Origin of the sequence: Siminovitchia jepli, from assembly GCF_047228825.1 — a bacterium.
Lineage (GTDB): Bacteria > Bacillota > Bacilli > Bacillales > Bacillaceae_C > Siminovitchia.
Genome location: NZ_JBFEGN010000001.1, coordinates 91,446 through 105,821 on the forward strand (window position 1 = coordinate 91,446; position 14,376 = coordinate 105,821).

A 14,376-nucleotide genomic window follows, 5' to 3' on the forward strand; every position below is an offset into this window, starting at 1 on the left:
TCCGGAAACTCCCCTTCTATCGTGTTATTTCTTCAATTTCTTTTGGAGTGAAAATAAAGTGTTTAAAGCCTGCAGGGGGTTCATCTCCAAAAGATTGATGCTTTGAATTTCTTTAAGAACTTTTTTTTCCCGGCTGTCTAAAGTCGCTTTCGGCTCTCCAAAAAAAGCCAATTGCTCATGATCATGACCGGTAATTTTTGTTTCTTCCTTTTTGGGTGCTGCATGCCGTAACTGCCCATTCTCCAGTTCCGCCAAAATTTCTTCGGCCCTCTCGATCAATTCCTTTGGAAGCGCTGCAAGCTCCGCAACATGGATTCCGTAGCTTTTGTCGGCGGGACCATTCTTTACCTTATGCAGAAAAACCAATTTGCCTTCTTGTTCCACTGCACTGACATGAATATTTTTTAAGCGCAGTAATTTTTCTTCCAGGCTGGTCAGTTCGTGATAGTGGGTCGAAAATAACGTTTTGGCCCCGATTTTTTCATGGATATGCTCAATTATTGCTTGCGCAAGTGCCATGCCGTCATAGGTTGAAGTCCCCCGGCCGATTTCGTCAAACAAAATTAAACTATCCTTTGTTGCGTTCGAAATAGCATTTTTTGCTTCAAGCATCTCTACCATGAACGTACTTTGGCCGGAAATCAAGTCGTCCGCTGCCCCAATTCTTGTAAAAATTTGATCAAAAATGGGAAGATCGGCTTTTTCGGCCGGAACAAAGCATCCGATTTGAGCCATGATGGCCGTTAACGCAATTTGCCGCATATATGTGCTTTTTCCCGACATATTCGGTCCAGTGATCAGCAGCATTTCACGCTTTTCATCCATATAACAATCATTCGGAACATAACCCTGGGAACCGATGACTTTTTCAACGACCGGATGCCTGCCATCCTCGATCGTCAATTTCCGATCTGCGCTGATGGACGGCCTTGTATAATGCCGGGTTTCACTCACTGCTGCAAAGCTTTGATAAACGTCAATTTCACTAATGATTTTTGCCGTCTTTTGAAGTCTCGGGATGTATGTCTTTACGGTTTTTCTGATTTCCAGAAAAATTTCATACTCCAATTCGATTGACCTTTCATCTGCCTGAAGGATCAAGGCTTCTTTTTCCTTCAGCTCTGGAGTAATGAATCTTTCGGCATTCGCCAGCGTCTGTTTGCGTTCATATCGTCCTTCTTCGAGAAATTTCACATTCGCGCGCGTTACCTCAATAAAATAGCCAAACACACGGTTGTATCCGACTTTCAGCGATTTGATCCCTGTTTTTTCCCGTTCCTCTTTTTCCAAAGCCGCTATCCAATCCTTTCCATTGCGGCTTGCATCCCGGTATTTGTCGAGTTCTTCATGGTAGCCATCCTTGATCATCCCGCCTTCTTTAACCGATATCGGCGGATTGTCCACAATGGATCTTTCCAACAGGTCCGTCAGTTCCTCACACGGATCGAGATTTTCGGATATCCGGTTTGTAGCCTCATCTTTAATACTTGCAAGAAGTTCCCGAATGGCCGGAATTTGCATGAGTGATTTTTTTAGCTGAATTAAATCCCTTGCGTTTGCATTTCCGAATGCCACCCTGCCGGCAAGCCGTTCCAAGTCATAAACACTCTTTAACAATTCACATAAATCAAGGCGTTCAAAATAGTGGTTCATGAATATGTCCACGAGATGGAGCCGCTTTTCAATCGCCTTTTTTTGAATGAGCGGTCTGTCCAGCCACTGCCTCAACAGCCTTCCGCCCATGGCGGTAGCCGTTTCATCCAGCAGCCAAAGGAGCGTGCCTCTCTTGTCTTTTCCACGGATCGATTCGGTTAATTCCAGGTTTCTTTTTGAGAAGAAATCTATTTTCATAAATTGGCTATTTTCATAGATGGAAAAAGGCTGCAAGTGATCCAGGCTGCGCTTTTGGGTTCTTTTTAAATAATGAAGCAGCCGCAATGCCGGAATATTCATTTTTTCATCTTGGACATTGTCGAGAACGGATTGAAACTCGTCGCTGAAATGGCATTGATCCTCATATGAAATAACGGCTTGGCATCTTTCCTCAATTCCTTTTAAAAGCTGCTTTATTACCCCTTGGGAGGCTATCACTTCTTTTGCGCCAATTGTAGCAAGTTCGTCGAACAATATATCCTGGTTCCCTTCGAGCAAAGTCACCTTGCTTTCTCCCGTTGACAAATCCGTATAGGCCAGGCCGAATGTTTCTTCATTGAAACAGTCAATCGCTGCGATAAAATTGTTTTCTTTTGCAGCAAGCTTACTGCCGTCCATCATTGTACCGGGAGTAATCAACTGGACCACTTCCCGTTTGACGACGCCTTTTGCTTGTTTGGGATCTTCCGTTTGTTCGCAAATGGCCACTTTATATCCCTTTTGTATTAATTGTTCAATATATCCCGCCGCGGAATGATGCGGAACCCCGCACATTGGAATTTTTTCCTCGGATCCGCCATCCCTGCTCGTTAAAGTGATTTCAAGCTCTTGTGAAGCTTTTACGGCATCTTCAAAAAAAAGCTCGTAAAAGTCTCCAAGGCGAAAAAATAAAAAGGCATCATCATATTCAGCCTTTACCCGCAAATATTGTTGTATCATCGGTGTATACTGACGCATATGTACCAGATTCCTTTCCACTTCAAGCTTATCCATGATTATATCATAACATCCGGGGGACTAATTTTCTTAAAAAAACATAGAAAAATCCGGGAAGCGATCCCGGATATTATTCATCATCCTTGGCTACCAAAAAATCAGGGTCTATTTCTTCAAATTCTTTATCACTCAATTCCTCAACCCAATCATCATCTTCTTCATCGTCGCATGGGCACTTATCCGGATAGACAGCGACACAAACCTTTGTTTCACCTATGACTTCGACGAGCAATTCTCTTTCCACATTGACCAATATTTTATTGCCTTTCTTTGATATGACTGCTTCGACACAATTAGGCTGTTGGAGTACTTTTGCTGAAACGATTTTATCATCCAAACAATCCGGGTCTCGATATTTTAACTTGATGATGTCTTTATAATCTACTTTTTCGATGACCACAGACGTTTTAGTATTGTCATGGTGGGAATACCAAACATTAATATCAAAAGAACCGAAAATTTCTACTTGTTTTCCGACCTTTCGTGCTTCATATTTATGATTGATAGCCCAACAGCCCAGTATGCTCGAAGGATGGTGCGGCGGTGAGATCGTATGGTTGGACTGTGTATATTTTTGTCCTTTCGCTACGACCGCTTTCGTTATAATTTCTCTATGATCTGCCATTCGAGCGAAACCTCCTCATTCATGATCACTTCATCGTATGCATCTGAATAGACTCCTGTGCTTATTTTTGCCTTTTCGCCCCCGCCTAATTGGGCAGGTTTTGTGCGGGGATATATCATATGCGCCCAACAGGATGACGTGTTTTTTTAAAGTTGGAGTCGGGAGGTCGGATTTGATTAAATTGGCGAACTGAGCAAATTCATCTTTCTTTACATTAAAAAAGCGCAAGCGAGGACATCCTGTCCGTCGGAGCTGGACACAGCCATACCCTTTCTAAGGAATAGCCTGGTCAAATTTTATACGATCTTTAACCTTTTAAAAAGACCGCTATCCTTAAGGATAGCGGTCTTTTTACTTCAGCAGCCTGAAGGGCTGTTTTTAATTTTGGAGCCTGTTTCTCCTGTCAGCAAATCGCCGCCGGTTGAAACAATAATTTCATCTGTCACTTTATTCGAAATGGCGGATGCCACCATCTGTAACAAATCATTGACATCTGTTTGTGATTGCTTAAATTCTTGGACAATCGGAATTTCATCAAGCTCTTTTTCCAGCTTCTCGATTTTTTCTTCAACCATCTGCAAGGCCCGGTCCTTTCCATAATGCTGGAAATTCACCGCCTGTTTTTGCAGGCTCTTGATGCTGGAAATCATTTCTCTTACCTTTTGGTTTTCGTTAATTTGGGCTTCAGCACGTTTGAAAAAATCAACTTCTTCCGTTTCGGCAATCATTTTAGCCAGTTCATGGGCTTGTTTTACGATATCCTCTTTAGTATATTTAGCCATCCTACTTCACCTCAACTGCTTCTCGTTCTTCAACCATAACGCCATCCAGCGTCCAGGTTTTTGCTTCGACAATTTTGACATGAACAAGTTTTCCGATTGCTGACTTTGGACCTTTAAAGTTGACAAGTTTGTTTTTTCGGGTGTAGCCTGATAAAATATCCGGATTTGTTTTACTTTCACCTTCTACAAGTACTTCAACTACCTGGCCTTCATATTTCTTCATCGCTTTGGCGGAAAACTCATTTACGAGTTGATTTAAGCGCTGCAGTCTCTCTTTCTTTACTTCCATCGAGACGTTGTCTTTCATCCGGGCAGCCGGTGTGCCTTCACGTGGCGAATAAATAAATGTGTAGGCTGTCTCAAAGCCCACTTCTCTGTACAGTGACATTGTTTCCTCGAATTGTTCGTCCGTTTCGTTCGGAAAGCCTACGATAATATCTGTAGATAGAGAGACATCCGGGATGGCTGCTTTAATTTTTCTTACGAGTTCAAGAAATTGCTCCCGTGTATAGACCCGCCCCATAATTTTTAATATGTCGCTGGAGCCTGACTGCACAGGCAGGTGAATGTGTTCAACCAAATTCCCGCCTTTTGCCAATACTTCAATCAGGTGGTCATCGAAATCACGCGGATGGCTCGTCGTAAAGCGGATTCTTGGAATATCAATTTTCCGCAGTTCATCCATCAAATCTCCCAGGCCATATTCCATATCATCGAAATCTTTTCCGTACGCATTGACGTTTTGCCCAAGTAATGTGATTTCTTTATAGCCTTGGGCGGCGAGTTGGCGAACCTCCCGGATGATGTCTTCCGGCCGCCTGCTTCTTTCTTTGCCGCGTGTATAGGGAACGATGCAATATGTGCAGAATTTATCGCATCCATACATAATGTTGACCCAGGCTTTTATATGGCCCATGCGAACTTTGGGGAGATTTTCGATAATATCCCCTTCTTTGGACCACACTTCAACGACCATTTCCTTGGACATGTATGCCTCATTTAAAATTTGCGGCAACCGGTGAATATTGTGTGTTCCAAAGATCATGTCCACAAATTGATGCTTTTCCAATATCCGGTTTACAACGGACTCTTCTTGCGACATGCACCCGCATACCCCGATTAAAAGGTCGGGCTTTTCCAGTTTCAGCGGCTTTAAATGCCCAAGTTCCCCAAACACTTTATTTTCCGCATTTTCCCGGATTGCGCACGTGTTTAAAAGGATGACATCCGCATCATCGGCTGACTCCGTATGTTCATATCCCAGTCCCATAAAAATACCGGCCATAACTTCCGTATCATGTTCGTTCATTTGACATCCGTACGTGCGAATATAAAACTTTCTTCCTTTCCCCATGCCGAGAAATTCCTCGGGAATATTGAAATCTTTATGATATTTGACCTCTTCTCTTCCCCTTCTTCTCGCATCTTTCAAGGATGGAGGCATATAGACAGTTTGGAAATATTTGCTGTAGTCCTTCTCCTGTTTATCGGAGGAAGCAATTTGTTTGACTTGCTGGCTTTCCAAACGCTGTTTCTCGTTCATAAAAATCCCCTTTCCAATATTTAAAAGGCAAGACATATAAATGGACTATTATATATAAATGTATGAAAACGTTATAAAGGTATTTAGCCAAGATCCATACATTCTATTAGTATAATCCCTTTTTTTGCTGAATACAACAGGGGGCTGCCAGCAAGGACAAATTTGGAATCGGGGGATCCAAAACATAACCCTTTTGACCAATAAAAAAGAGCAGCTCCCTTTATTGAAGCCGACTCCAAACGGTTCATGAATATAGCCGATTTTCCGTTATCTCGGCTCCACAATCAGCTTTATGGCCGTCCGTTCTTCCCCATCAATTAATATGTCTGTAAACGCTGGAATACAAATTAAATCTACTCCCGCGGGGGCGACAAATCCTCTTGCAATCGCAACTGCTTTTACTGCCTGGTTTAAGGCTCCGGCTCCAATCGCCTGAATCTCCGCACCGCCTCTTTCGCGAAGAACACCCGCCAATGCGCCCGCCACGGAATTTGGGTTGGATTTTGCTGAAACTTTTAATATCTCCATTTCCTGTTCCTCCTTGTCATTTCCCCATATCGATTGCCACCTGTGCAACCGCGGTAGACCTTTCCACTGATACTATATTCGGGAAATGAAGGAACTATTCCGGTTTGTCCGAAACCCGCAATGGCGGGAGTTCTTACTGGCCCATAAAAAAAGGCGTATCGTCGTTAATTAAAATTCTTTCAATCGATTTTGCTTTACCCGTTTTTTTATCAATCTGTATCAAACAAGCACTCAATTGTTTTCGCCCATTTTTCGGCACTTCAAATCGTGCAGGCAATGAAGTAAGAAAGCGGTAAATGACCGGATCTTTTCCCATGCCAAGAATGCCGTCATACGGGCCAGTCATTCCAACGTCAGATAAATATGCCGTTCCTGCGGGTAACACCCGGTTATCTGCCGTTTGAACATGTGTATGCGTACCAACCACAGCACTTACCTTGCCGTCAAGAAACCATCCCATTGCCTGCTTCTCGCTTGTTGCTTCGGCATGAAAGTCCACAAATATAATATCTGTCCGGTTCTTTGCTTCCTTCACGAGTTCCTCGGCTTTTTGAAACGGGCATTCCAAAGGATTCATAAATGTCCGTCCTTGTAAATTAATCACGGCCGCCTCGATGTCATTAATCCTGACATAAACGATTCCTGTCCCGGGAGCTTGCGGAAAATTTGCGGGCCTGGCCATATATTTGGCCCGATCAATAAACTCAAATATATTTTTATTGTCCCACGCATGGTTGCCCAAGGTGATCACATTGGCGCCGGCGTCAAGCAGTTGTTTATAAATATCTTCCGTGATTCCCCTGCCCCCCGCACTGTTTTCTCCGTTCACGACGGTAAGATGGGGATGGAAATAATTTTTTAATTTTGGCAAATACTCTTTTACCATTTCTCTTCCCAGAGCACCAACTACATCTCCAACAAACAAAATATTCATTTGAACTCCTTTGATACGGGGAGTTTTTCGGCTCCCAATTTTATATTTCGCAATTTTTTCATTTCACCTGAATTTGCAGCAAAAAGTTCAAGCTGTCATTGCAGACATGCATTTCACCACCTTTCACTAAATAACTATAACATTTTTTAGTGAAAGTTGAGCCGAGAAAGGAAGTGAAAAGCGTTTCCTCCCACGTCTGAAGTCACGGGTATCCACGCTAAAATCTGGTGAACCCCTTTTTCCTGAAGTGACTTGAAGGAGGCCACAGAAAAAGCGGTGTGACATCACACCGCTTTATTTTGCATATTCAACTGCTCTCGTTTCCCGAATAACAGTAACTTTTATGTGGCCCGGATAATCAAGGTCTTCCTCGATTCTCTTCCGTATATCACGTGCAAGTCGATGAGCCTCCAAATCGTTGATTTGTTCCGGCTTGACAATGATTCGAATTTCTCTTCCAGCCTGAATGGCAAAAGATTTTTCTACGCCATCATACGATTCCGAAATCTCTTCCAGCTTCTCAAGTCGTTTAATATAGCTCTCCAGTGTCTCACTGCGGGCTCCCGGCCTTGCGGCAGATAACGCGTCTGCAGCGGCAACCAATACAGATATGATGGATGTTGGTTCGGTGTCGCCGTGGTGAGAGGCAATGCTGTTAATGACGACAGGATGTTCCTTATATTTGGAAGCCAGTTCAATCCCGATTTCGACGTGGCTGCCCTCCACTTCATGGTCGATGGCTTTCCCGATATCATGCAGAAGTCCCGCACGGCGGGCCAGCGCTTCATCCTGACCAAGCTCTGCAGCAAGCAATCCGGATAAGTGGGCGACTTCGATGGAATGTTTTAAAACATTCTGCCCGTAGCTCGTCCGGTATTTTAAGCGGCCGAGAATTTTGATCAAGTCGGGATGCAGACCGTGGACACCGACTTCAAAAGTGGTTTGTTCCCCTACTTCCCGAATATGTTCATCGACCTCGCGCCTTGCCTTTTCAACCATTTCTTCGATTCGGGCTGGGTGGATGCGTCCGTCTTGTACAAGCTTTTCGAGTGCAATTCTGGCAGTTTCCCGCCTGATTGGATCAAAGCCTGACAGTATGACCGCTTCTGGTGTGTCATCGATAATCAGGTCTATGCCGGTTAATGTTTCAAGAGTTCGGATGTTTCTGCCTTCTCGGCCGATAATCCGTCCCTTCATTTCATCGTTTGGCAAGTTGACCACCGACACAGTCGTTTCGGCAACATGCTCGGCTGCACAACGCTGGATTGCGAGAGAAAGGATGTTTTTCGCCTTTTTGTCTGCTTCTTCCTTGGCGCGTGTTTCACTTTCTTTTATCATTAAAGCAGTGTCATGGGCCAACTCTTTTTTAACACTTTCTAAAAGAAGTGATTTTGCTTCCTCGCGTGTCAATCTCGAAATGCGTTCTAATTCCGCTTTTTGCTGGCGGATCATTTCATCCACTTTGCTTTCCATCTCTTCAATATGTTGTTGTCTTTCATTAAGAGAGTCCTCTTTCTTTTCAAGCTGTTCTTCACGCTTGGTAAGAGTATCATCTTTTCTGTCGAGGTTCTCCTCCTTTTGCAATAAGCGATTTTCCTGTTTTTGCAATTCAGCTCGTCTTTCACGAAGTTCCCGTTCAGTTTCAATACGAAGTTTGTGATTTTCATCCTTCGCTTCCAACAGGGCTTCCTTTTTCAGTGATTCCGCTTCACGTTTTGCATCTTCCAAAATTTGTTCGGCAGAACCTTGAGCTCCTGTTATCTTTGCTTGAGCAAATGATTTAAAGATGAAGTAGGCAACAACTACACCGACGATAAGGGTAAGCAAAATGGAGATGATGAATATGGTTGGATCCATGATTTCACCCCCTCTTGCTATAAACTTTTATCACTTCTAACTGTCGGCTGGTACATTGTTACAAAGCTTTCAATATACAGAGCCAAGCTCAAATTTTTACGTAAAAAAATTTGTAAAATATACAAGTTAATTTTAAAGGTGTGGACAACTATTGTCAAGGGATGACTCCTGGTTGCGCCAGTAAAAGACGAAACCGGCTTCACTTTTTCGGATTGCCGCCTTTTGGGGAAAATAAAAACAGCAAAGCCCGGCGCTCTGCTGTTTAAAGGATCAATCCAAAAGCGTGAATTCTTCCTGCTCTTCTTCATTATCTGGTTTTACTTCGTCCAAACCATGGTGGTTTCGGACTTTCAGCATGATTTCGTCACGCACACCCGGATTTTCTGCCAGAAATTGCTTGGCATTTTCGCGTCCTTGTCCGAGGCGCTCATTATTGTATGAATACCACGCTCCGCTCTTTTGGATAATATCGAGCTCGGATGCCATGTCAATAATTTCCCCTTCACGGGAAATGCCTTCTCCATACATAATATCCACTTCGGCTACACGGAAAGGAGGCGCCACTTTGTTTTTGACGATTTTTATCTTCGTTTTCGTTCCGACTACTTCCTGTCCTTGCTTAAGCTGTTCAGCACGACGGACTTCAAGCCGCACCGAAGAATAGAATTTCAAGGCCCGTCCGCCGGGTGTTGTTTCGGGGTTGCCGAACATGACTCCGACTTTTTCCCTTATTTGATTAATAAAAATCGCAATCGTCTTGGATTTATTGATTGCCCCCGAAAGCTTTCTGAGTGCCTGGGACATGAGGCGCGCCTGCAAACCAACATGGGAATCCCCCATTTCACCTTCAATTTCCGCTTTTGGAACGAGGGCGGCAACCGAGTCAATGACGATCATTTCAATGGCTCCGCTCCGAACAAGAGCCTCTGCTATTTCCAGTGCCTGTTCACCTGTATCCGGCTGGGATAAAAGCAGCTCATCAATATTGACGCCCAGCTTTTGGGCATAAACCGGATCAAGCGCATGCTCGGCATCTATAAAGGCTGCCTGGCCGCCGCGGGCCTGGGCTTCCGCAATCGCGTGAAGCGCCACGGTTGTTTTGCCGGAGCTTTCAGGCCCGTAAATTTCAATAACCCTTCCTCTCGGGTATCCGCCAACGCCAAGCGCGATGTCCAAAGCCAATGAACCGCTGGAAATCGTTGATATTTTACGGTCCGTCTGCTCTCCCAGCTTCATGATGGAACCTTTGCCAAATTGCTTTTCTATTTGCTTTAAAGCCATATCAAGTGCAGCTTGTCGATCACTCACACATGTTCCTCCTCGTATATATCATTATCAATCATGTGTTATACCAAATCCAACTGAACTTATTATACCTTTTTTTTAAAACATTGCCAAGGAAAAAGCGAACATTTATTCTGTTGTTTTTCTTTGTGTTTCATCCGCAAAATTGATCATTGAGTAAAGAAAAATTGGTTTTTATCGGCCTTAAAACAGCGAAATGGAAATTATCAATCATTTTTCGCATAAAAAAATAGAGCCTGCCGCTCTATTTTTTCCTCAATTCTTTCAATAAATAATAACAGCCCATCTTGACTGAACGCTTTCGGTTTCCATTGCGGGTACCCGCCATTTTTGTAAGCAGCGCCTTGGCAGGCCGGCCCTTAAAAGCGATGCCGATCCAAACCGTTCCCGCCGGATGGCCTTCCAGTGAATCAGGGCCCGCAACGCCGGTAAAGCTGATCCCGATATCCGCATCAAGGGCTTCGCGGACATTTGAGGCCAACTCCATGGCACATTGCTCACTGACCGCGCCATGCTTTTCAAGGGTTTCCGGTTTAACATTGCAAAGCTTCATTTTTGCTTCATTGGAATAACAAACAATCCCGCCAAGCAGCATTGTACTTACACCCACGACTGATGTCATTTCGGATTGGAACAATCCGCCGGTCAGGCTTTCCGCTGCAGCAATCGTCAGCTTGCGCTCTTCAAGCAATTTCAGCAGCTCGGCCATTAGGGAGGTATCATCATATCCGTAAAAATATTCCCCGACTCTCTCCAATATTTGTTTTTCAATATGATCCAGCATCGAAACCGCTTTTTCTTCGTTTTCATGCCTGGCCGTAATTCTAATCGTCACTTCGCCTTCGCCGGCAAGCGGGGCAACAGTCGGATTAGATTGTGATTCTATCAAATCCGAAAGCTCATCGGCTATTTGCGCTTCACCTATATGAAAGAAACGCAGGACGCGGGATTCAATGCGCTCATGCTGTTCGAGCTGGTCCAAAATGGCTTCGCGGCCGTATTTTCTGAACATCGGCTTCATTTCGTGCGGGGGGCCCGGCAATAGCATGTAGTATGTTGAACCGGTTTGGATGAATATCCCGGGGGCCATGCCGTGTTCATTCGGAAGAACTTTCCCGCCCTCTATAACATCTGCTTGCTTTTTGTTGTTCGGCGTCATCTTCCTTTCAGTCCGCTCAAAGTATTCTTTGATTTTTTTCCATGCATATTCATCAGTTATCAGTTGCTTGCCAAGGTGCTTGGCTACAATTTCTTTTGTCAAATCATCTTGAGTCGGGCCAAGCCCGCCTGTAAAAATGAGGAGCTCCGCTCTTGTTTCGGCTTGTTCGATGGCCTGGACAAGCCGGTCGGGATTATCTCCGACAACTGTATGAAAATATACATTGACGCCCATTTCCGCCAATTGTTGTGATAAATATTGAGCGTTTGTATTGGCAATCTGTCCCAGCAGCAGTTCCGTGCCAACGGCGATGATTTCCGCATTCATTTCATGGATCACTTCCTGTTATTTGGAATGTTTAAATACATCTCGATTGATGTAAAAATACTCATACCCTGACCAAACGGTAAATATGAGGGAAATATACAACATTATATCCGCAAACGGGAAGTTGATCGCCGAAAATGGTATGTTTTGAAGCAGCAGAGCACTGATGGCGACAATTTGCGTCCACGTTTTTATTTTCCCAAGCATATTGGCGGCGACCACTTCCCCAGACCCCGCCATAATCAACCGCAACCCGGTGACGGCAAACTCGCGGCTTATAATCGCAATCACAACCCAGGATGGAGCCAGGTGCATTTCAACGAGTACGATGAAAGCAGCGGAAACGAGCAGTTTGTCTGCAAGCGGATCGAGAAATTTCCCGAGGTTCGTAACGAGTTTTAACTTTCGTGCATAATAGCCGTCAATCCAGTCGGTGATGGAAGCGATAATAAATATAAAAGCGCCGGCTGCATGGGCCGTTTTTATTTCCGACCCTAATATATGCCAGCTTCCCCATTCAAACGGGACAAGCATCAATAGAAGGAAGACGGGTATTAATAAAATTCTTGCCACGGTAATTTTGTTCGGTAAATTCATTTATAATGTCCTCCTATAAGAAAAGCGCAAGCGCCTTGCCCAGCACGGAAAATAAGGAAAAACACGCAGGAGGCACCCGCCTCCGGAGTGTTTGGCTTATGACCTCAAGGGGGCGCTGGCCGCCTTAGATTGCCGCGTCCTGTGGCGTCGGTGGCACCAGGACGTCCTGTCCGTCCGGGCCAGACATAAAAAAAGCTTCTTTATGAAGAAAAATTTTCTGAGCAAGTTTACTTACCTTCAAAAAATAGCCGCTTTTAAGCGGCCGTTTTTCGGCTACAGCTTCACTCCTCCTTCTCGAATTGAATCCGAATATCCTGTCTTACATATTGATCGGGAGAAATTTCATATTCCAGCTTTTCCCCATTCACATAAATGTCCGTATCAACCGTACGCCCCGCAATAATATATGCTTCGTTCTGGTCCGTCAAATCAAAACTTTGGCTTTCCCCGTTCTTGAGAGTCCCCTGAAACAATGTTTGATTGCTGCCATCACTGACACTTATCCATGTTTCGCCGGTGGCAGCCGCACTCACCTTCAATTCGAACTTTTTGGCCTTGGACAACTTATAGGTTGTAACGATGCCCGATACACCTTCGGCCGTTATGCTTTGAGTGCCGGAGCTGTCGGCAGCTTCGTTATTTGGTCTGTCATCTTTATCCTTTTCGCCCGATTTTTCGCTGTCATTTTTGGACTTGGACTCATCCGGGGGTTTAATTTCATCCGACTCTTTTATATCCACTGCTTGTTCTTCTTTGTTTCCTTCATGCTGGTCAGCCGTATTAATGGATTTTGTAATAAAATTCCAAATAAAAAACAGCGCAGCGATGACAACGACTGTTGCTATGATCTTGGGCAAAAACTCAAATAATTTGTTGGTACCTGCCGGCATGGCCCTTCTGGACTGCACCCGTGAAAGCTGCTCCGTTAAATCCTCTTCGTATGCAGCCGGAATTTCGGATCGATATTCTTCAAACAGTTCTTCCGGAGATAAACCAACCGCTTCCGCATATTGTTTAATAAATGCCCTTGCATAAAATTTTCCGGGCATCAAATCATAATTGCCTTCTTCAATCCCAATTAAATATTTTTTTTGGATTTTCGTCATCGATTGAAGTTGTTCCAAACTGATTCCCTTTTCCTCGCGAGCCGCTCTCAAACGGCTCCCTAATTCAGTCAAAGCAAACACCACCAATCCTAAAAATCAAATCCGCCAAACCCATCCAATCCTTGACCATGAAATAAGTTGTGCTTATCCACGGCTTCATATGTAATCTCTTCTTCCGGGTTGTTGCGAAGCTCGATGATATAGTCAAAATCTTCAATGGAATACTCGGAATGTTCCACAAAAATATCCGGATGCTCGATCACTTTGACTGCAGGCAGGCGCATGAGTTCCCTGACAAGCTGCCAATGCCGCTCATCGGCCCTTCTTCTGGAAACGATCCCGTCAATGATAAAGATGTTGTCGGCATTATATTCATCTTTGATTAATTCTTTGCGGATCGTCTGCTTTAACAGCGTGGATGATACGAAAAGCCACTTTTTGTTTGCGCAAACGCTGGCAGCCACAACAGATTCCGTTTTACCGACTCTGGGCATCCCCCGTATCCCAATTAATTTATGCCCTTCCTCTTTGAATAATTCGGCCATAAAATCAACAAGAATCCCCAGCTCATCCCTGACAAAACGGAATGTTTTCTTGTCATCGTGGTCCCTTTGAATATAACGTCCGTGCCGGACAGCCAATTTATCTCTTAACTTAGGTTCCCTCATTTTTCTTACTTTAATCGTTTCGACGGTTTCCAATATGGACTGAAGGCGGATAATTTGATCTTCGCTTTGCGCCCGGATCAGCAACCCGCGCCGGGCGCTGTCTATCCCGTTAATGCTGATAATATTGATGGATAACATCCCCAAAAGTGATGAAATATCTCCCAACAGGCCAGGCCGGTCAATTGTAATCTCATATTCCAAGTACCAATCTTTTCGGTTCATCTGTTTGCAGCTCCTTAAAACGAAAAATGCGCCAACCATTTATTCTAGCTTATATCATATCTGATTTTTATTAA

At 44.2% G+C, this 14,376-nt stretch carries 12 protein-coding genes; all 12 read right to left on the bottom strand.

What is annotated here, in order from left to right; all coding sequences use genetic code 11:
- Nucleotides 1-24 precede the first annotated feature (24 nt).
- A complete protein-coding gene (mutS, locus tag AB1L08_RS00495) occupies nt 25-2,610 on the bottom strand; it encodes a DNA mismatch repair protein MutS (RefSeq protein ID WP_413062704.1) in 2,586 nt (861 codons plus the stop codon).
- 109 nt (nt 2,611-2,719) lie between these two features.
- Nucleotides 2,720-3,274 (bottom strand): outer spore coat protein CotE, encoded by a 555-nt coding sequence (gene cotE / locus AB1L08_RS00500; RefSeq protein WP_413062705.1) that lies wholly within the window; start codon nt 3,272-3,274, stop codon nt 2,720-2,722.
- Between the two features lie 356 nt (nt 3,275-3,630).
- A complete protein-coding gene (locus tag AB1L08_RS00505; protein WP_413062706.1) occupies nt 3,631-4,056 on the bottom strand; it encodes a YlbF/YmcA family competence regulator in 426 nt (141 codons plus the stop codon).
- 1 nt (nt 4,057) lies between these two features.
- A complete protein-coding gene (gene miaB, locus AB1L08_RS00510) occupies nt 4,058-5,599 on the bottom strand; it encodes a tRNA (N6-isopentenyl adenosine(37)-C2)-methylthiotransferase MiaB (protein WP_413062707.1) in 1,542 nt (513 codons plus the stop codon).
- A 267-nt stretch (nt 5,600-5,866) separates the two neighbouring features.
- A complete protein-coding gene (gene spoVS / locus AB1L08_RS00515) occupies nt 5,867-6,127 on the bottom strand; it encodes a stage V sporulation protein SpoVS (RefSeq protein WP_077111665.1) in 261 nt (86 codons plus the stop codon).
- 133 nt (nt 6,128-6,260) lie between these two features.
- Nucleotides 6,261-7,061: a TIGR00282 family metallophosphoesterase gene (locus AB1L08_RS00520; protein WP_413062708.1), complete on the bottom strand. Its 801-nt coding sequence runs from the start codon at nt 7,059-7,061 to the stop codon at nt 6,261-6,263.
- 294 nt (nt 7,062-7,355) lie between these two features.
- Nucleotides 7,356-8,918: a ribonuclease Y gene (gene rny, locus AB1L08_RS00525; RefSeq protein ID WP_413062709.1), complete on the bottom strand. Its 1,563-nt coding sequence runs from the start codon at nt 8,916-8,918 to the stop codon at nt 7,356-7,358.
- 270 nt (nt 8,919-9,188) lie between these two features.
- On the bottom strand, nt 9,189-10,226 hold the full coding sequence (recA, locus tag AB1L08_RS00530) for a recombinase RecA (protein WP_413062710.1): 1,038 nt from the start codon (nt 10,224-10,226) through the stop codon (nt 9,189-9,191).
- 241 nt (nt 10,227-10,467) lie between these two features.
- On the bottom strand, nt 10,468-11,709 hold the full coding sequence (locus tag AB1L08_RS00535) for a competence/damage-inducible protein A (protein WP_413062711.1): 1,242 nt from the start codon (nt 11,707-11,709) through the stop codon (nt 10,468-10,470).
- An 18-nt stretch (nt 11,710-11,727) separates the two neighbouring features.
- Nucleotides 11,728-12,306 carry a CDP-diacylglycerol--glycerol-3-phosphate 3-phosphatidyltransferase gene (gene pgsA / locus AB1L08_RS00540; protein WP_413062712.1) on the bottom strand — a complete coding sequence of 193 codons (579 nt, stop codon included), beginning with the start codon at nt 12,304-12,306 and terminating at the stop codon, nt 11,728-11,730.
- Between the two features lie 281 nt (nt 12,307-12,587).
- Complete coding sequence (locus tag AB1L08_RS00545; RefSeq protein ID WP_413062713.1) at nt 12,588-13,484, bottom strand: helix-turn-helix domain-containing protein; 897 nt, start codon at nt 13,482-13,484, stop codon at nt 12,588-12,590.
- Between the two features lie 17 nt (nt 13,485-13,501).
- The gene (locus AB1L08_RS00550; RefSeq protein WP_413062714.1) at nt 13,502-14,302 is read right to left on the bottom strand and encodes a DUF3388 domain-containing protein; all 801 of its coding nucleotides are present in this window, start codon (nt 14,300-14,302) and stop codon (nt 13,502-13,504) included.
- Between the last annotated feature and the right edge of the window lie 74 nt (nt 14,303-14,376).

What these genes read in the sequence shown, in the direction of transcription:
- mutS (WP_413062704.1), bottom strand. Translation starts at nt 2,610, where the DNA reads ATGCGTCAGTATACACCGATGATACAACAATATTTGCGGGTAAAGGCT.
- cotE (WP_413062705.1), bottom strand. Translation starts at nt 3,274, where the DNA reads ATGGCAGATCATAGAGAAATTATAACGAAAGCGGTCGTAGCGAAAGGA.
- AB1L08_RS00505 (WP_413062706.1), bottom strand. Translation starts at nt 4,056, where the DNA reads ATGGCTAAATATACTAAAGAGGATATCGTAAAACAAGCCCATGAACTG.
- miaB (WP_413062707.1), bottom strand. Translation starts at nt 5,599, where the DNA reads ATGAACGAGAAACAGCGTTTGGAAAGCCAGCAAGTCAAACAAATTGCT.
- spoVS (WP_077111665.1), bottom strand. Translation starts at nt 6,127, where the DNA reads ATGGAGATATTAAAAGTTTCAGCAAAATCCAACCCAAATTCCGTGGCG.
- AB1L08_RS00520 (WP_413062708.1), bottom strand. Translation starts at nt 7,061, where the DNA reads ATGAATATTTTGTTTGTTGGAGATGTAGTTGGTGCTCTGGGAAGAGAA.
- rny (WP_413062709.1), bottom strand. Translation starts at nt 8,918, where the DNA reads ATGGATCCAACCATATTCATCATCTCCATTTTGCTTACCCTTATCGTC.
- AB1L08_RS00535 (WP_413062711.1), bottom strand. Translation starts at nt 11,709, where the DNA reads ATGAATGCGGAAATCATCGCCGTTGGCACGGAACTGCTGCTGGGACAG.
- pgsA (WP_413062712.1), bottom strand. Translation starts at nt 12,306, where the DNA reads ATGAATTTACCGAACAAAATTACCGTGGCAAGAATTTTATTAATACCC.
- AB1L08_RS00550 (WP_413062714.1), bottom strand. Translation starts at nt 14,302, where the DNA reads ATGAACCGAAAAGATTGGTACTTGGAATATGAGATTACAATTGACCGG.